This is a genomic window from Streptomyces sp. NPDC041068, assembly GCF_040647455.1.
GTDB lineage: Bacteria > Actinomycetota > Actinomycetes > Streptomycetales > Streptomycetaceae > Streptomyces.
On record NZ_JBEZCG010000007.1, the window covers coordinates 128,705 to 145,886 of the forward strand.

Annotated in this window: 14 protein-coding genes; 7 read left to right on the forward strand and 7 right to left on the reverse strand. The window is 70.3% G+C overall.

What is annotated here, in order from left to right; genetic code table 11:
* The gene (locus AB0B50_RS17695) at positions 1-1,686 is read right to left on the reverse strand and encodes a thiamine pyrophosphate-binding protein (protein WP_362332050.1); all 1,686 of its coding nucleotides are present in this window, start codon (positions 1,684-1,686) and stop codon (positions 1-3) included.
* A complete protein-coding gene (locus AB0B50_RS17700) occupies positions 1,683-2,828 on the reverse strand; it encodes a chorismate mutase (RefSeq protein WP_362332053.1) in 1,146 nt (381 codons plus the stop codon). Before AB0B50_RS17700 ends, AB0B50_RS17695 begins: the two co-directional genes overlap by 4 nt.
* A 419-nt stretch (positions 2,829-3,247) precedes the next feature.
* Between AB0B50_RS17700 and AB0B50_RS17705 the strand changes: the two genes are divergently transcribed.
* Entirely contained in the window at positions 3,248-4,111 is an 864-nt protein-coding gene (locus tag AB0B50_RS17705; protein WP_362332055.1) for a L,D-transpeptidase, read from the forward strand.
* Positions 4,112-4,118: 7 nt separating this feature from the next.
* On the opposite strand, the gene AB0B50_RS17710 is transcribed toward AB0B50_RS17705, so the two are convergent.
* The 4 genes from AB0B50_RS17710 to AB0B50_RS17725 form a co-directional block, all read right to left on the reverse strand.
* On the reverse strand, positions 4,119-4,928 hold the full coding sequence (locus AB0B50_RS17710) for a hypothetical protein (protein WP_362332058.1): 810 nt from the start codon (positions 4,926-4,928) through the stop codon (positions 4,119-4,121).
* Positions 4,929-5,061: 133 nt separating this feature from the next.
* Positions 5,062-7,677 (reverse strand): SdrD B-like domain-containing protein, encoded by a 2,616-nt coding sequence (locus tag AB0B50_RS17715; protein ID WP_362332061.1) that lies wholly within the window; start codon positions 7,675-7,677, stop codon positions 5,062-5,064.
* A 189-nt stretch (positions 7,678-7,866) separates the two neighbouring features.
* Positions 7,867-9,237: a threonine/serine exporter family protein gene (locus tag AB0B50_RS17720; RefSeq protein WP_362332064.1), complete on the reverse strand. Its 1,371-nt coding sequence runs from the start codon at positions 9,235-9,237 to the stop codon at positions 7,867-7,869.
* Positions 9,238-9,272: 35 nt separating this feature from the next.
* On the reverse strand, positions 9,273-10,337 hold the full coding sequence (locus AB0B50_RS17725) for a Dyp-type peroxidase (RefSeq protein ID WP_362332067.1): 1,065 nt from the start codon (positions 10,335-10,337) through the stop codon (positions 9,273-9,275).
* Positions 10,338-10,630: 293 nt separating this feature from the next.
* Here AB0B50_RS17725 and AB0B50_RS17730 point away from each other — a divergent pair, with 293 nt between their 5' ends.
* Together AB0B50_RS17730 and AB0B50_RS17735 are read left to right on the forward strand one after the other, a co-directional pair.
* A complete protein-coding gene (locus AB0B50_RS17730; RefSeq protein ID WP_362332070.1) occupies positions 10,631-11,758 on the forward strand; it encodes a right-handed parallel beta-helix repeat-containing protein in 1,128 nt (375 codons plus the stop codon).
* Between the two features lie 106 nt (positions 11,759-11,864).
* A complete protein-coding gene (locus AB0B50_RS17735) occupies positions 11,865-12,506 on the forward strand; it encodes an ATP-binding protein (RefSeq protein WP_362332073.1) in 642 nt (213 codons plus the stop codon).
* 187 nt (positions 12,507-12,693) lie between these two features.
* On the opposite strand, the gene AB0B50_RS17740 is transcribed toward AB0B50_RS17735, so the two are convergent.
* Entirely contained in the window at positions 12,694-13,470 is a 777-nt protein-coding gene (locus tag AB0B50_RS17740) for a SigE family RNA polymerase sigma factor (protein WP_362332076.1), read from the reverse strand.
* A gap of 192 nt (positions 13,471-13,662) precedes the next feature.
* On the opposite strand from AB0B50_RS17740, the gene afsQ1 reads away from it, so the two are divergent.
* From afsQ1 to AB0B50_RS17760, 4 genes are all read left to right on the forward strand, one after another.
* Positions 13,663-14,340, forward strand: coding sequence for a two-component system response regulator AfsQ1 (gene afsQ1, locus AB0B50_RS17745; RefSeq protein WP_362332079.1), 678 nt, complete (start codon positions 13,663-13,665; stop codon positions 14,338-14,340).
* Positions 14,337-15,917 carry a HAMP domain-containing sensor histidine kinase gene (locus AB0B50_RS17750; RefSeq protein ID WP_362332082.1) on the forward strand — a complete coding sequence of 527 codons (1,581 nt, stop codon included), beginning with the start codon at positions 14,337-14,339 and terminating at the stop codon, positions 15,915-15,917. The genes afsQ1 and AB0B50_RS17750 overlap by 4 nt, the downstream gene beginning before the upstream one ends.
* A complete protein-coding gene (locus AB0B50_RS17755) occupies positions 15,914-16,516 on the forward strand; it encodes a hypothetical protein (RefSeq protein ID WP_362332085.1) in 603 nt (200 codons plus the stop codon). Before AB0B50_RS17750 ends, AB0B50_RS17755 begins: the two co-directional genes overlap by 4 nt.
* 62 nt (positions 16,517-16,578) lie before the next feature.
* Positions 16,579-17,127: a VanZ family protein gene (locus tag AB0B50_RS17760; RefSeq protein ID WP_362332088.1), complete on the forward strand. Its 549-nt coding sequence runs from the start codon at positions 16,579-16,581 to the stop codon at positions 17,125-17,127.
* The last annotated feature ends 55 nt before the right edge of the window (positions 17,128-17,182 follow it).

Consider the following 17,182-nt stretch of genomic DNA (forward strand, 5'->3'; position numbering starts at 1 on the left):
CTAGCGTCCGTCGGGAGCGGCTTCGTCGGGAGCGGCTTCGTCGAGGGCGGCTTCGGCGAGGACAGTTTCGTCGAGGACGGCTTCGACGAGGAACGGCCCTTCGGCGCGGTAGCCGTCCCGCACGGCTTCCATGAGCTCGGTGCTCGTGGTCGCACGCCGGGCGGGCACCCCCATGGACCGTCCCAACGCGCCGAAGTCGACCGCGGGCCGGGTCAGGTCCATGCCGAGGAGACGTTTCGCCCCCGGTTCCCGGTGGTGCCAGTTGTCCTTCAGGACGCGGTACTCGCGGTTGTTGGCGACCACGAAACCGATCGGCAGGCCCAAGTGGGCGGCGGTCCACAGGGATTGGGGACAGTACATCGTGGCGCCGTCGCCGACCGTGCACAGCACCCGTCCGCCCGGGTGGGCCAGGCTGACGCCGACGGCCGCGGGCATGGCCCACCCGAGGCCCCCCGACACCCACTGGTACCGGTTCGCCTCCGCCAGGCGCAGTGCCGCGCGAATGCTGCGTGCGGCGTGCGGCGCCTCGTCGACGACCAAGGCGTCGTCGGGAAGGGCGGCGGCCAGAGCCGCGGAGAGGCTCTGCAGGTCAAGTGGGCCGTTTGGCGGGCCGGTTGGCAGGCCGGTTGACCCGGTTGACGGTGGAGCCGTCTCCCGTACGGAACACTCCGAAGACGGCAGCGCGGCGAGCAGGGCACGCAGCGTGGGCCGGAGGTGGCCGTTCAGCGCACAGTCGACCGGAGTGTCGCGGCCGGGCCCTGCCGGGTCGGCGGTGATCTGGACGACGTGGGTGTTCTCGTCGAGCAGCGGGCGGGGTGCGTACGGGTAGTAGAGCGGGAAGGTCCGCGTTCCCGCGACGAGTACGAGCCGGAACGGGGCGAGCGTGGCGCGGATGCCCGGCAGGTGCGTGGGCAGATAGCCGCGCCACAGTGCGTGTGCCGTCGGGAAGGGGTTGGTGGCGGGCCAGCCCGCTCCCCACACCGGCGCCCCGAGGGCCTCCGCGAGAGCCAGACCTTCGGCCGGTGCGTGGCGGGCCAGTTCGTCCCCGAAGACCAGCGCGATCTCGTCGGCCGGGGTTTCGTTGAGCAGCTTGGCGAGGTCGTCCGTGGGCGCGGCCGCCGCGTAACGAATGGTCGTACGCGGTGGTGGGGGCGGGCCCATCTCGTCCAGCAGGTTCATCGGCAGCGAGACGAAGACCGGTCCGGTCGGCGGCGCCTTGGCGACCCGGAAGGCGTGGCTCAGGACTTCGCCGAGTTCCGCACGGGTGCCGACCTCGTGGGCCCACTTGACGGTGGCCGTGGCCATGCCGGTCAAGTCGCCCGCGAGCACCGGCTCGTGGATGAGGTGGCGCAGATCCTGCTGACCTGCGGTGACCACCATGGGCACCCGGGCGGCCGCGGCATTGGTCAGCGCCCCGATGCCGTTGCCGAGACCGGCGGCCGCGTGCAGGTTGACGAAGGCCGGGCGTCCGGTGATACGGGCGTGGCCGTCCGCCATGGCCACGGCGGAGGCCTCCTGGAGCGCGAGTACGTAGGTGATGTCGTGCTGGTCGGCCAGCCGCTGGATCAGGGGGAGTTCGGTGGTGCCGGGGTTGCCGAAGACGTGGTCGACGCCTTCCTCCCGGAGCACGCGCAGCACGAGTTCGGCACCGCTCAGGCTCGGCGCATCGACGGCAGGTGTCGTCATGGGGTCTCCAGACGGTGGGGGGAGGGCTCCGCGGCTCCGCCGGCCGGATAGGTGCCGATCATCCGCAGTTGGTCGCAGGGCTCGCGCAACTCGGCCCAGGTGCGCACCATCCCGGGGTCGGTGGCGTGTCCGCGGCAGTCCAGCCACAACAGGTGGCCGGCCTTCCCCGCGGGCAGCGTGTGAAGTCCCAGCACTTCGGCGTGCGTTCGGGCGAGGCACTCCACGACATCGGTCAGGGACCGGGTGGGCACCGTCACGGCCAGGCTGGTGACATCGTTGCCGGACGGCGCGGGAAGCGCGGCGGCGTGCCTCACCAGGGCGAAGCGCGTGACGGGGATCTGCGACACGTCGGGGGCCGCGAGGACGTTCAGGCGGTAGTGCTCCGCCGCCCTGCGGGTGCACACGGCGGCCTCGTACGGGGCATCGGGGGCACGCAGCCCCGCAGCCGATGCGGACGTGGAGGCGACGCCCTTCGTGGTCGTCCGCGGCAGCAGCGACGTGAGCCACTTCCGGGTCTGGGCCAGGGCGTGGGGGTGGCTGGCCACCGTGACGACGTCGGCCAGGCGCGTGCCGGGGGCGGCCGCGAGGACCCAGTCGACGGCGATGCGCAACTGCCCGGTGACACAGACCTCGTCGGAGGCGGCGAGGGCGCGGATGCTGTCGTGGACGGGCCCCGACAGGCTGTTCTCCAGAGGCAGCACCGCCTCCTCGGCACGCCCGCTCACCAGGCCGCCCATCACGTCGTCCAACGTGTCCAGGGGCACCAACTCCCGCGCCGCGACGGGCTCGAGGAGTTCGGCGGCCTGCTGGGAGACGGAGGCCGCGGGTCCGAGGAAGGCCCGCCGGGTCGGCGGACCACCGTACGCGGTCAGGGGCACGGGATCCCTGCCGCGACAGAGCCGCAACAGGCTCAGCGCGATGTCCCGTCCGGCGGGGCCCAGGCTCCGGTGGTATCTGCTGACGACGACGTTCTCGCGCCGGTTGTCGGTACGGCACCCTCCCTCCGCGATACGGGCCGACTGCACGAGCGCCGAGAACGACACCCGCTCTTTCAGGATTCTCACGATCTGGCGGTCCAGTTCGTCCAGGCGCTTCCTCGCCCGGGCGATATCCCTTTCAGGAGTACGTTCGACGTGCGACATGGCTTGCTTTCCGCTTGAGGCAGCGAGTCATTCGCAGGGCCCGCGCACCGCGTCGGCGGGCACCTGCTCCGGGCCCAGCCGCGCCACTACCGGTACGCGGGGGACCACTTCACTCGGCGGTCGCCCTGCCGGAGAACGGCATCCGGCAACATCAGGCCGAGGATATTCACCCAGTGAACTCGCATTCGCAATGCATGGCCAGCCCTTGAGAGGGGCGCAATAACACCTGGCGAGGCACTTCTCGAAGCAGGGCGCGTCTCTCCGGACCCTTTGCAGGTTTACGCCTCCCCGACCCCCTTGATCCACCGGTTCGCGCCCACGCGCCCACATGGAAACCCGCCAAGGGGGCACGGCCGCCGACCGCCCTGTTCGGCCTACGGCCCGCTGCGCCGGACACCTCCTCATCGCATGATCACTTCATGGACAGAGCGATAGACGAAGCCGACGGCAGCAGGCGCGGCGCGCCGGGCCGGCGGGCCGTTCGGCGTGCGGCACGGGCCGCGACCCTGGCCGGCCTGGTTCTCGCCGTCGGCGTGACGCTCCTGCCGGCGGAAGCGGCGAGCGCACAGGCCCCGGCCCGGTGCCGGGCCGCCACAGGGCCCTACCAGTGGCAGCTGGAGAAGTACCTGAAGCTGAAGCAGAACGGCGTCCAGTCCGAGGCGGACTGTGTCGCCATCCGCACCTTCCAGCAGCGCCACGGCATCAAGCCGGCCACCGGCCAGGCGAATCTGCGTACGTACCGGATGCTGCTGATCGTCCAGGCGGGCACGACCCCGAACAAGGCGCGCCGCTGCCCCCAGCGCCGCTACAAGGTGATCTGCGTGGACCGCACCCGGCAGCTGCTGTGGGTGCAGACGGGCACCAAGGGCAAGCTGGTCATGAAGCCGGTCCCGGTCCGCACCGGAGCGCACGGCGTGGAGACGCGCGGCGGCATGCACTACATCCGCAAGCGGGTCCGCCACGACCGCTCGACTCTCTTCGGCAATGCCCGCATGCCGTACTCGCAGTACTTCAGCGGCGGGCAGGCGCTGCACGGCTCCTACCGGGACATCTACGACGGGGGCGGATCGCACGGCTGCGTCAACATGCGCCTCCAGGACGCCGCCCGGCTGTGGAAGCTGGCCCGCAAGGGCACCCACGTCTACGTCTTCGGCCGCAAGCCCGGCACCAAGAAGCGCAACCACGCGGTCCTGACCGACGACGAGCTGATCGCGACCACGATGTGGGGGTACGAGGACGGCTCGGCGCACGAGGAGCCGCAGGGGCCGCCCGTCGCCCGCTAGCCCGGCCTCAGGCGCGGCGGGCGGGGCCTCCCCATGGGGCGTCGGGCACCTTGGAGGCGGTCTTGCCCGCCACGATGTCGATGCGCACAGGACCGGGCAGACCGCGCACGGCCGCCTCCACCCGCCGCAGGTCCCCCGTCGGGCCGATCCAGTACCGCAGCGGGGAGCGGGTGGTGCGCACGGCGGGCTTCTCCTTCGCGGAGGGTCGGGGCCCGGAGACGATGTCGTACTCCGTGCCGCCGAGCGATTCCCGGCCCAGCCAGCGGGGCCCGGACTGGGCGAGCAGTTGGGCGTTCTCGGGACGGTTGTTGCCCAGCATGTGCGTCATCCGAAGGGCGATGTCGAGCGGGTCGGTGGTGTAGGCGCGGGACGACCAGGCCTGGCCACGCATGCCCGACGCGGTCCTGGCGATGCCCTGGACGCCCGCGTCGGCGCCACGCGCCCCCTTGTCCGGAGCCACGCCCAGGCCGCCCATGTCCCAGGCCAGCAGGCCCGTGTCGCCCCGCGAGGAACGGTCCGTCGTGCTGTAGCGGCCCACGGCGCGGTGGGCGCGGTAGTCGACGAGGCCGTGGACGACCATCGCCTCCTCCTCGTCCTGGGGGATGGTGATCCGCAGCTCGGCGGGGCTGGCCTCGTAGGTGCTGAGCCGGGCCATGGCGAAGCGCTGGACCTCGGCGCCGGTGAGGGCCCGCTCGGGCTCGGCGTCCGGTCCGCGCATGGTGACGCCGGCCGTCAGGGCCGCACCGGCCGCGGCCACCGCCGCACAGGCGATCAGGGTGCGGCGGCGCAGCCGACGCAGCGGGTTCTCGAGGGGCACAGGGACCTGCCTTCCGTAGAACTTCCGTGGAACTTCCGTTGGACAATCCGTGGAAAAGTGGGACGGCAGCCCGCCCGTGGCCGTGGGGCCGGGGCGGACTGCCGCAGTGAGTCCAAGTCGAGCGAGAGCCGTATTACTTCTTCTTGATCGGCTCTTCCGGCTTGTTCTTGAGCGTGACCCGGAGCGGGTTGAACTCACAGTTCTTCTGGGTGACCTTGAGCGGCCCCGTCACGGCCGCCGCGCCCACGGGCTTGATGAAGCCCTCGGGGGTGGCGGTCTCGACCAGGTAGTAGCTGCCGATCATGATCTTGGAGAAGGTGCACTTGCCCTTGGCGTCGGTGGCGCACTCGCCGAGACGCTTGTCGGCCTTGCCCTTGCGCTGCAGGCCCTTCTTGCCGTTGGACTCCTGCCACAGCTGGAAGACCGCACCCATCACGGGCGTACGGTCCTTGGCGCTGACCTTGGTCAGGATGATCTTCGTCGGCCTGTGGAAGCCGAAGTCGATGTCGTGGTCGTTCTGCCCCGCGCCGTCGATCTTGACGTCGGCGGCGGAGAAGCCGTTGCCGTACGGCTTGCCGTTGGAGTCGACGGCCATGTTGCCGCCGTTGCCGAACTGCGAGGGCTTGTAGCCCTCCAGGACACCGCCCTTGGCGTAGTCGGCCGGGTTGTCCATGCGGACGAAGTACTTGCGGCCGTACTTCCAGTCCTCCTCGGCGACGTTCTTGACCAGCGTGGAGTCGAAGTAGTACTCGCCCCGCTTGTTGGTCTTGGCCGTGCCGATCTTCTTGTTCTTGGCGTCGTACAGGTTGACCGTGGCGCCCACGACCGGCTTCTCGTCCGCGTCCTGGATGCCGTTCTTCTGGCGCTTGCCGTTGTCGTACCAGACGCGGTTGCCGATCTGGAACGGCGCCTCGTCACACAGCACCTCCAGGTCGGCCATGGAGCCGCCCTTGCCGAAGGTGGTGGTCAGCTGGTTGCCCAGGCCCGAGGCGCGGGCCGGGTCGAAGCGGTTGATGAACATCGTGCCGCCGTTCCAGACACCGTCGATCACGTCGATGCCGGACGTGGCGATGGTGTCCTCGACCTTGGACAGGGCGATGCCGGAGTGGGCGGACTCCGTGTGCCAGGTGGCCCGGTAGTCGCCGGGGTAGTACTCCTTCGGGAGACTCCCGTCCGGGGTCGCGCGTCCGCCGTTGTTGGCGGTGGTGGCGTTGTTCTTGCAGCCGCCGTTGCCGTCCAGGACGAACTTGCCGTCCTTCTTGCACGCGCGGTTGATGTCACCGCCCGAGGACGGGTCGGCGTCCGCGGCGCCTCCGGGCGTCCTGGAGAGGCCGTTGCCCGTCTGGTCGGAGTAGCGGTCGCGGAAGCCGAGGATCAGCTCCCCGTCGGTGTCCACGATGATGTCGCCGAGGATCGGCTGCGGGTAGGCGTGTCGCGCCCCACAGGACTGCTCGACCTCACCGCTCGCGGTCTTCACCTTCTGGGTGGGACGCCAGCCGTTCGCCCACGGGAACCAGCCCGCGCCCTTGCAGGTGCCGGGCAGGTCGTCGGCGACGCCACGCGAGAAGTCGAGCCGGTCGTTCATGATCGTGCCGGTGAACTTGCCGCTCTTCGGGTTGAACGTCTGGATGACGGCCCGCATGTCGGCCTTGCTCTGGCTCGACTCGCCCGAGCAGACACCGCCCACGTAGACCGTGCCGTCCTGGAGGCCGAGGCCGTAGGGACGCCAGTCGCCGTCGGCCTTGCAGCCCGGGTTGGGGATCGCGTACGACCCCTTCGGCGCGCTCGCCGTCTTCTTCGTGGCGTCGTACCGGTACAGCTTGCGGTCCTTCAGGTTGACGACGTAGAGGTCCTTGCCGTCATCCGTCACATCCACATCGCCCAGCGACTCCTTGGACACCGCCGGGACGATGCCGATGTCGAAGCCCTCCGGACCGCTCGCGATCATGTTGTGCGGGGTGTTGCCGACGTTGGGGACCTTCGTGAACAGCGTCGTCTGCTGGCTCTCGCGGTCGGTGAGGTAGATGGCACCCGGACCGTCCGGACCGTACTTGGCCGCCCGGCGCGTCATCGCCCCGGAGAAGATCCACTTCTTCGGCTTGCTCCAGCCGATGCCGTACACCACGCCCGTGGTGCCCTTGTCCGACAGGTCCGTCGTCTGGTTGTTGTTGCCGCGGGCGTTGTACGGGAAGCCGACCAGCGTCCGCCGGGTGTCGGGCTCGGAGAACCCGTCGATGTCCTTGCCGATACAGGCGGTCACCAGCTCGGCGTTCTTCTGGCAGTAGTCGCCCGGGTACCAGAAGGACGTCGTGAACTCGACGTCCTTGCCGCCCTTGAGGTCCACGAACTCCACGTTCGAGGACATGATGTTCGGGTCGCTCAGGTCGTCCTTGGGCTGGGCGAAGCCCGAGAAGAGCACGCCCGGCTTGGGGTTCTTCGCCTCGACGCGGTACTTGCCGCCGCGCAGCTTGGTGCCGGGCGCGAGATTGACGGTGCCGTCCGCCCCGGTCTTGCCCTTGATGCTCTTGCCGTCGGCGTCGGTGAGAACCACCTCGACCCCGGACATCCCGGGCTCCAGCGCCTTGTCCCACTCGCCGTTGGCGTCCACGGCGCGGACGACGCGGACCTTGACCGAACCGTCACCGGCGTCGCGGGCCTGAGGGGCCGCCGACGCGAAGGCCGGCAGCCCGGCCCCGGCGGTAGCGGCGGTGAGCAGCACCGTCATACCGCTCAGCGCTCGCCGCTTCATATGTAGTTCCACGGTTGTCCTCTCTGATCTCGAATTCGAGAACCTCACCGAAACTGCACATTTCTCACATAAGGAATAGGTAGGCGCGCCACGGGATGATCAAATTGGAACGTCCCGGGCGCCCATCCGGGCGAGGGAACAGAAAGTCGAAGGAACAGAAGGTCGAAGAAAGAGAAGGCGGATCGGGCATCACGCCCTGGCGCGCCGACGGCGCAACTGCCGAAAGAAGTAGGCCGCTTCATTTCCGAAGCTGACACCCGTGGCAAGCACCACCATCAAGGCGATGGCCTGCACCATGTGCGTCACGCCGTGGTCGGCCTCTCTGATGGCGAGCTCGCTCAGCGAGCGGTAGAGGACGCTTCCCGGCAGCAGCGGCGTGACCGCGGGAATGACCAGGGGCAGCGCCGACTCCCCCGTACGCCGGGCGATGAGCCGTCCCACCAGGCTGATGCACATCGCGACGACACCGGTGATCAGCATGCGCGAGTAGCCCATGTCGCGCAGCGCGACGTACGCCAGCACACCGCTCGCGCCGAGCAGCATCACGGTGAACCACTTCCGGGGCGGCACGCACATCCGGGAGGCGATGGCCACGGCGAACGCCGCCGCGCCCACGAAGCGCCAGGAGAAGTAGTCGATCGTGGTGTTGGGCGACAGGAGCGGCAGGTCCTGTCCGTTCTTGGTGGCGACGACGAGGACCACGCCGATGCCGGCGACGATCGCGACGAACACCAGCGCCGCGTCCATCACCCGTGCGTACGCGGTCAGATAGTGCCCGGCGAGCGCGTCCTGCACGGCGCTCACCATGGTGAGCGTGGGCAGCAGCGAAAGGACCCCGCCGACGACGAGGGCCGGGCTGATGTCGCCGTACCCGAGGATCTCGGCGAGATAGGCGAAGAGGGCGGCGGGCATGGCGGCGAACGCGAAGCGGTAGAAGGGCAGGACGCCCAGCGCGCACAGGGTGTTGGCGAGGTACCCGCCCAGCGTCGCGGCGACGAAGGACGGGACGACGACCAGCAGGTCGCCGCCCGCGACCAGGCTTCCCGACGCGGCGACGACCCCGCTGTGCGCGGCGGCGACGCCCCACCTGGCGGCCGGGCCCCGCTTCACCACGCCCTCCGGCGGCGGGCTGAGGGCCAGCGCACGCTCCCGCGCCTCGGTCGCGGGTACGGTCCGCTCGCTGATCTCCTCGACGAGCCGGTGCGTCCGCCCCAGAGCCGTGAAGTCGTTGGTCCTGCGGCGGACGACCCGCTGTTCCACCAGCGGCCGGGCGTCTCCGGGCATCCGGCCCGACAGGGACACCACCCACATCGTCACGTCCGGCTCGCACCAGTGGAGCCCGAAGGACTCGGCCGTCGTCAGCATGCCCGCGGCCGTCTCCTCGGCGGACGCGCCGTTGGCGATCAGCGCTTCACCGATCATCAGCGCGAGGGCGATGACGAACGCCGCGTCGGGCTGCCAGGGATCGTCGGGCGGGGGCAGTGCCGGGTCCGGGTCGGGCTCCAGGCCGCGCAGCCGGCCCAGCTTCTCCTGGAGCCACGACAGCGAATCCCTGGCCAAAGAACAGTCCTTCCAGTTGCCGGGGCCGGGCCGGATCAGGCCAGCCGGTCGCCCAGGTGTTCGCCCGGTCCGGGCGCGGGCAGGACGTAGCCGACGGCCGACGCGCGGTGCTCGGTGAAGGCGCTCATGGCGTCCTCGTCCGCCAGCCGCTGCTGGACACGGACGAAGAGCGCCGGATCCTTCATGTACGCGATGAAGAGCAGTCCCTTGTCATCGCCGCCGTCGTCGTAGGAGTAGCCGCGCCGGAGCATCCGGGCCCCGCCGTCCAGGCGGGAGTGGGCCAGGCGGACATGGGCGTCGGCGGGGATCACATAGCGGCCCTGCGGTGTCTTGGCGTACAGGTCGACGGCGTCGTGTTCCATGCGGGCACCCAGCGGGGCGCCGCTGCCGCGGTGGCGGCCGATCACGTTCTGCTGCCGGTCCATGGGCAGCGCCGTGAAGCGGTCGACGTCCATGTGGATGCGGCGGTAGACGAGGTGCGTGCCGCCGCCGTTGTCCCACACCCAGCGGGGCAGTTCGTCCGGCGGAGGGTTCTCCGTACCGTCCTTGAAGCCGAAGAGATTGCGCGGGGTCTCTCGGGCGGCGTGCGGCGGCAGGAATCCGCTCTGCCGCCAGCGCGGGCCGAGGGCGCCCTTCGCCTGGTCGGTCAGGCGGGCGGCGGCGCGGCGGCAGGCCAGCGGATCGTCCGCGCACAGCTGGACCAGGAGGTCGCCGCCGCTGCGCCGTGCCTCAAGCCGGTCACCGGGGAAGGCGGGCAGGTCCCGCAGGCCGTCCGGGGCGGGAAGGCCCAGCTTGCGGTAGAGGTCGGGGCCCGCGGCGACGGTCAGCGTCACCCGCCGCACCGGGTGCGCCGTCCACGCGGCCAGGGCGCGCCGCACACCGTCCGCGGCCGTTGCTTTCGCCTCGCCCTTGGTACGTACGTCATAGGCGATCAGCAGGACATGGCGGGGCTGCGCCTCCGAGACACCTGCCTGGACGCGGCGCTGCGGGCGCTCGTCGTCGGGCTCGGTTCCACGGGGCATGCAGCCGCTCGCGCCCGTCAGGGCGACGGTCGTGGCGGTGAGCAGGGAGCGGCGGGGCAGGGACGGCGGAGCGGTCACCGGTACTCCTCACAGAGTGCGCGCCATCGTGGGCCGGAAAGGCAGGCATGACGGTACACCTTTGCGACATGAAGTCAGTTATTGCGAAATGTCGCTTCTCGCCATCCCGTTGGCGTCAGCCCGTACGCCTGAGCGCTGCCGTGTTGGCGGGCGCGGTGCTCGCGTCCCTTTCCGGCTGCGGATCCCCCGGCTCCGACGGCCGCCCCGGCCCGAGCGGCCCTCCCGCGGTACTGCGCGTACCGGGGCAATACCCGTCAATCCAGAAGGCAGTTGACGTCGCACGATCGGGCGACGTGGTGCTGGTCTCTTCGGGGGTTTACCAGGAGTCCGTGGCCGTCCGGCGGCCCGGGGTGACACTGCGCGGCGCCGACCGCTCGCGGACCGTCATCGACGGGGAGTTCAAGCGGGCCAACGGCATCACCGTGACGGGCAAGGCCTCGGTGGTGGAGAACCTGACGGTACGCAATCACCTCGCCAACGGCGTCCTGTTCACCGGCGTGACCGACGAGCGGCTCCAGGGGTCCGGTGCGGGCGGCGCCGGTTACGACCCTCTGGACACCGCCGAGTTCCCGCCGCTGAAGGGATTTCGGGCGTCGTACGTCACGGCGTACAACAACGCCTTGTACGGGATCTACGCCTTCGACGCCCGCAGCGGCGTCATCGAGCACTCCTACGCCTCCGGCCAGTCCGACTCCGGGATCTACGTGGGCCAGTGCGACCCCTGCGACACGGTGGTGCGGAACAACACCCTGGAGCACAACGCCATCGGCGTCGAAGTCACCAACGCCTCGCGCGACTTGTACTTCCTCGGCAACGTGATGCGCCGCAACCGCGTGGGCATGACGGTCAACTCCAACAACCTGGAGGCGCTCGGCCCGCAGCACGAGGCCGTCGTCGTCGGCAACACCATCACGGACAACAACGACGACCGCAGCCCCGAACAGGCGGAGGGCGGATACGGCATCGGCGTCGGTGTCGGCGGCGGCACCCGCAACCGCTTCGAGCGCAACCGCGTCGAGGGCCACCGGGTCGCCGCGTTCGTCCTCAGCGACGTCCAGGGCTATCCCGTCAAGGCCAACCACGTCACCGGCAACGCCATCGGCCGCCGCGACACGGCCCTGGTCCTGGAGGCACGGCGCACCGGCGGCAACTGTTTCGCGGGCAACGGGGCGTCGCCGACCAGTCCGGCACCGTTGCCGCGCGCGGCGGCCTCCTGTCCGGGGCAGGACAAGCCCCTGACCGCCCCCGGCAGGACGCGTCCGGTCGATGTGCCGCCGGGCATCTCCTTCAAGGAGGTCACCGCCCCGGCCCCGCAGCCGGGAATGCCCACGGGGACGACCTCGCAGGGCCGCCCCGCGTACCGCCTCCCGGGCCCCGTGGACCTCGACGGCTACCGCCTGCCCTCATCCGTACGTGACTGACGTACGTGACTGACGTCCCAGGGGCCGCAGTCTGGGAACCCTTTGCGTCTCGGTTGATAATGACTCCCGACCGCCAGCAAAACCCCAGGTGAAAAGGTTCACTGCATTGGGTTCCCATCCCCCGATACCCACCCGCGTCGTCCTGCTCGCCGGCCCCTCCGGCTCGGGCAAGTCGTCCTTCGCCATCCGCTCGGGGCTGCCCGTCCTGTGTCTGGACGACTTCTACAAGGAGGCCGACGACCCCACGTTGCCGCAGGTGCCGGGCAGTTCGGACATCGACTGGGACTCCGCGGCGTCCTGGGACGCGGACGTCGCGGTCGCCGCCATCGAGGAGCTGTGCCGCACGGGCCGTACGAAGGTTCCGGTGTACGACATCGCCACCAGCTCGCGCGTCGGGCAGGAGGCGCTCGACATCGAGCGGACGCCCCTGTTCATCGCGGAGGGCATCTTCGCGGCGGACATCGTGGAGCGGTGCAGGGAGCTCGGCGTGCTCGCCGACGCGATCTGTCTGCGGGGACGGCCCTCCACCACGTTCCGCCGCAGGCTGCTTCGGGACCTGCGCGAGGGGAGGAAGTCCGTGCCCTTCCTGCTGCGGCGCGGGTGGCGGCTGATGCGTGCCGAGCGCGCGATCGTGGCGCGGCAGACCGCTCTCGGCGCGCACGCCTGCGGCAAGGAGGAGGCGCTGGGACGCGTCGCGGCGGCCGCGGCCGGGCGGTGCGTGAAGGCGCGGGTGCGGAGCGGTTCGTGACGGGTCAGAGCGGTTCGTGACGGGGCCGGAGTCTCGTGACTCGTAGAACACCCCCGTACATGCAGAAGGACCGGAAAGACCCCCCGGCCTTCCGGTCCCGCTGACTTTCCCCCGTGCTTCCGCCGCGTCCCCCCGGAGCGGCGGCCCCCGTACTTCCCCCGTGCTTTCCCCCGTGTCCCCCCGATCCTCAGGCGACCAACTCGCCGAAGGACTCCTCCTGGTCACGGCCGAAGCTGAGGACCTCGTCCTCGCGCAGCCGGCGGAGCGACCGCCAGATGCTGGACTTCACCGTGCCCACGCTGATGTCGAGGATGTCCGCGATCTCCGGGTCGGTGCGGCCCTCGTAGTAACGGAGGACCAGCATCGTGCGCTGCAGTTCGGGAAGGCGGGCCAGGGCCTGCCAGAGAACCGCGCGCAGCTCCGTGCCACGCATCGCGTCCGTGTCGCCCGCCGTCTCCGGCAGCTCCTCGGTCGGGTATTCGTTCAGCTTGCGGCGGCGCCACGCGCTGATGTGCAGATTGGTCATGGTGCGGCGGAGGTAGCCCCCGACCGCGGCCTTGTCGCTGATCCTGTCCCAGGCCCGGTACGTCGAGAAGAGGGCGCTCTGCAGCAGGTCCTCGGCCTCGAAGCGGTCACCGGTCAGGTGGTAGGCGGTTGCGTACAGGGAGGCGCGGCGCTCCTGGACGTAGGCGGTGAACTCCGCCTCCGACAGCGACTTCCGCTCCCCCGAGACCTCCCCGTACGCGGCTCCCCCGTGAGCTCCCCCGTCCGTTCCCCCATGAGCCCCGTGTCCCCCGTGGCTCCCCTGGAACGCGTCAACCACCGTCATGAACCCGGTGTGCTGACGCCCGGTGCCGCGAGCGCACCCCCGCCCGCTCACGGCACCGGACTTCTCAGATCCCCGTCCGACGTCGTGGAGACGCGTGACAACTGCGCTTGAGCTGGTGCTGTGCAGCGTATTCATCTCGCGCCCCCCGTCGGTGGAGTCCGGCTTCTTGCGTGTGACCAAAACTCTGCCCGACCCACTTCATGACGGTGTCCGCCGACTGTCACAGGCCTGTCACAGCGGCTTGTGACCCCTTCCACGCGTGAGGGTGCCGTGTGGGAGCGCTCCAGCAGTCGAACTGGGGCCGTGGCATGGGACAGAATGACGTCCGTGCCTTCCCTGTTGCTGATCGAGGACGACGACGCCATCCGGACGGCCCTGGAGCTTTCGCTGACGCGCCAGGGACATCGGGTGGCCACTGCTGCCACCGGCGAGGACGGCCTGAAACTGCTCAGCGAGCAGCGGCCGGACCTGATCGTGCTGGATGTGATGCTGCCGGGCATCGACGGGTTCGAGGTGTGCCGTCGCATCCGGCGCACCGACCAGTTGCCGATCATCCTGCTCACCGCGCGCAGCGACGACATCGACGTGGTCGTGGGTCTGGAGTCCGGCGCCGACGACTACGTGGTCAAACCCGTGCAGGGACGGGTGCTCGACGCCCGCATCCGTGCCGTGCTGCGGCGCGGTGAGCGCGAGTCGAACGACGCGGCGACGTTCGGTTCGCTCGTGATCGACCGGGCCGCGATGACCGTGACCAAGAACGGCGAGGACCTTCAGCTCACGCCGACCGAGCTGCGTCTCCTTCTCGAACTGAGCCGCAGGCCCGGACAGGCCCTGTCCCGGCAGCAGTTGCTGCGCCTGGTGTGGGAGCACGACTACCTCGGTGACTCACGGCTCGTCGACGCGTGCGTACAGCGACTGCGCGCGAAGGTGGAGGACGTGCCGTCCTCACCGACCCTCATTCGTACGGTGCGCGGCGTCGGTTATCGGCTGGACACGCCTCAGTGACCAAACCGCAGGACAAGCTCCGCGGCTGGGCCGCGGCGCGCAAGGCCATACTGGCGGGGCTGCGTTTCACGAGTCTGCGCCTCAGGCTCGTCGTCGTGTTCGGGCTCGTGGCGCTCACCGCCGCCGTCTCCGCTTCCGGCATCGCGTACTGGCTCAACCGCGAGGCCGTGCTCACCCGAGCGCAGGACGCGGCGCTCAAGGACTTCCGCCAGCAGATGCAGAACCGCGCCGGCGCGCTGCCGACCAACCCCTCGCAGGAGGAACTGCAGGCGACCGCCGCGCAGATGGCGAACAGCAGCCAGCGCTACAGCGTGCTCCTGGTCGCCGAGAAGAAGGGCGGCGGCCAGATCGTCGGCTACTCCGACCTGGACGCCTTCACGCTCGCCAAGGTGCCGGAATCGCTGCAGAAGGCGGTGAACAAGAAGCAGTCGATCACCTCGGGCAACAAGAGCCCCTACCACCTGTACTGGCAGCGCACCGTCGACCACGGCACCCCGTATCTGGTGGGCGGTGCCACGGTGATCGGCGGCGGCCCCACCGGTTACATGCTCAAGTCCCTTGAACCGGAGGCGAAGGACCTCAGTTCGCTGGGCTGGTCCCTGGCCATCGCCACGGGTCTCGCGCTGATCGGCTCCGCGCTGCTCGCGCAGGCCGCGGCCACCACCGTGCTCAAACCCGTGCACCGCCTGGGAGTTGCCGCGCGGCGGCTCGGCGAGGGCAAGCTGGACACCAGGCTGAGGGTGTCGGGCACCGATGAACTGGCCGATCTTTCCAGGACGTTCAACAGAACCGCCGAGAACCTGGAGAAGAAGGTCGCCGACATGAGCGCCCGTGACGAGGCGTCCCGGCGCTTCGTCGCCGACATGTCGCACGAGCTGCGCACCCCGCTGACCGCGATCACCGCCGTCACCGAGGTCCTGGAGGAGGAGCTCGACGCGGAGACCGGCTCCGTGGACCCGATGATCGAGCCGGCCGTGCGCCTGGTGGTGAGCGAGACCCGCCGTCTGAACGACCTCGTGGAGAACCTCATGGAGGTCACCCGCTTCGACGCGGGCACGGCGCGCCTGGTCCTCGACGACGTCGACATCGCCGACCAGATCACCGCGTGCATCGACGCCCGCGCCTGGCTGGACGCGGTCGATCTCGACGCCGAACGCGGGGTCATGGTCCGCCTCGACCCGCGCCGCCTCGACGTGATCCTGGCCAACCTCATCGGCAACGCCCTCAAGCACGGCGGCTCCCCGGTGAAGGTGTCGGTGCGCCTGGAGGACGCCAAGCTCGTCATCTCCGTACGCGACCACGGCCCCGGCATCCCCGAGGACGTCCTGCCGCACGTCTTCGACCGCTTCTACAAGGCGAGCGCGTCCCGGCCGCGGTCCGAGGGCAGTGGCCTCGGCCTCTCCATCGCCCTGGAGAACGCACACATCCACGGCGGCGAGATCACCGCCGCGAACTCGCCCAAGGGCGGCGCGGTCTTCACGCTGTGGCTGCCGCGTGACGGCGGGAGCGAGGCCGAGGGCGAGGGCGACGGCGCGGGCCGGGCCGAGGACGACAGGGCCGAAGGGAGCCAGGCATGAACAGGCGACGGATCAGTGCCGTGGCCGCCGCCGTGGGGCTCACCGCCGCGCTCGCCGGGTGCGGGATCAGGTCGACGGAGGTCCCGACCGATTACGGCCCCGCCCCGTCCCGGGTGCCGTGCGTGATGTCGGGCTCCAGCATCGCCTCTCAGTCGGGCAACGGCGTTCCCGTGCAGGTCTTCCTGGTGTGCGCGGCCCAGCTGGTGAGCGTCGACCGGACCGTGCAGATCCGCACGGACAAGGCGGACACCGACCGGCTGCACATCGCCCAGGCGCTCCTCGACGAGCTGGCGACGACCCCGTCGGAGCCCGAGAAGCAGGCGGGCTTCGCGACGGACGTGCGCGGCGGCATCACCGTCTCGGGGCCGCGCGAGGGCGACCCCGCCGACACGCTGCGCTTCAGTACGCCGCCGGAGGACCTTTCGGCGTTCGCGTTGGCACAGATCGTGTGCACGCTGGCCGACAGCGCGGCGTCGTCGGGCGAAAACTCGGTGATCATGGGCGGTCCCGCGGACGACCCGCTGCGCGAGTACGAGTGCGGCGCGGAGGTCCGGTCCCGTCCCGGGACGGTGGCCCCGCCCACGGAAACCCTTCGGTAACCGGCACGTAACCGCCTCTGTTACGCGGAACCGATCCTGCCGCCCGGGACGTCTTGGGGGGCGTGCGTCAAGGCTCGGGCGGCCGTGTTGCCGCCATCCGCTTCCGCGCGGCGGGAGGATTCCTCCTCGTCGCGCACCTCCTGCTCGTCGGGTGGATCACGCTGCGTCCGCTGGACGTCCCCTGGGTGAGTGCCGCGAATCTGCAGCCTCTCGCCGGGATCAAGGCGGACCTGGCGCTCGGCGGTCTGCAGGCGGCCCGCCGGATCGGCGAGAGCGTGCTGCTGCTCGCCCCGCTCGGGGTGCTGCTTCCGCTGGCCGGCGGGCGGCTCGTCGTCTCTCCGTGGGGTTCGCTGGTGCGTACGGTCGCGGCCGGAGCCCTGCTCTCGCTGGGCATCGAACTGCTGCAGACCGGGGTCCCCGGACAGGTCGTCGACATCGACTCGCTGCTCCTGAACACCCTCGGGGTGGCCCTCGCGCATGTGCTGATCGTGCCCGCGGTGCGGGCCAGGCTCCGCCGCCGTGAGGACGGGGAGCACCGCGCGGCCCTCCTGCGGGAGGACACTCCTCAGGGTCCGACCCCGACGATTCCCAGGGTCGGCATCGCACCGTAGAGCGATGCTTTGACCTGGTTCGCGAACGTAGCTTTGAGTCATCGAGGCCGACGAG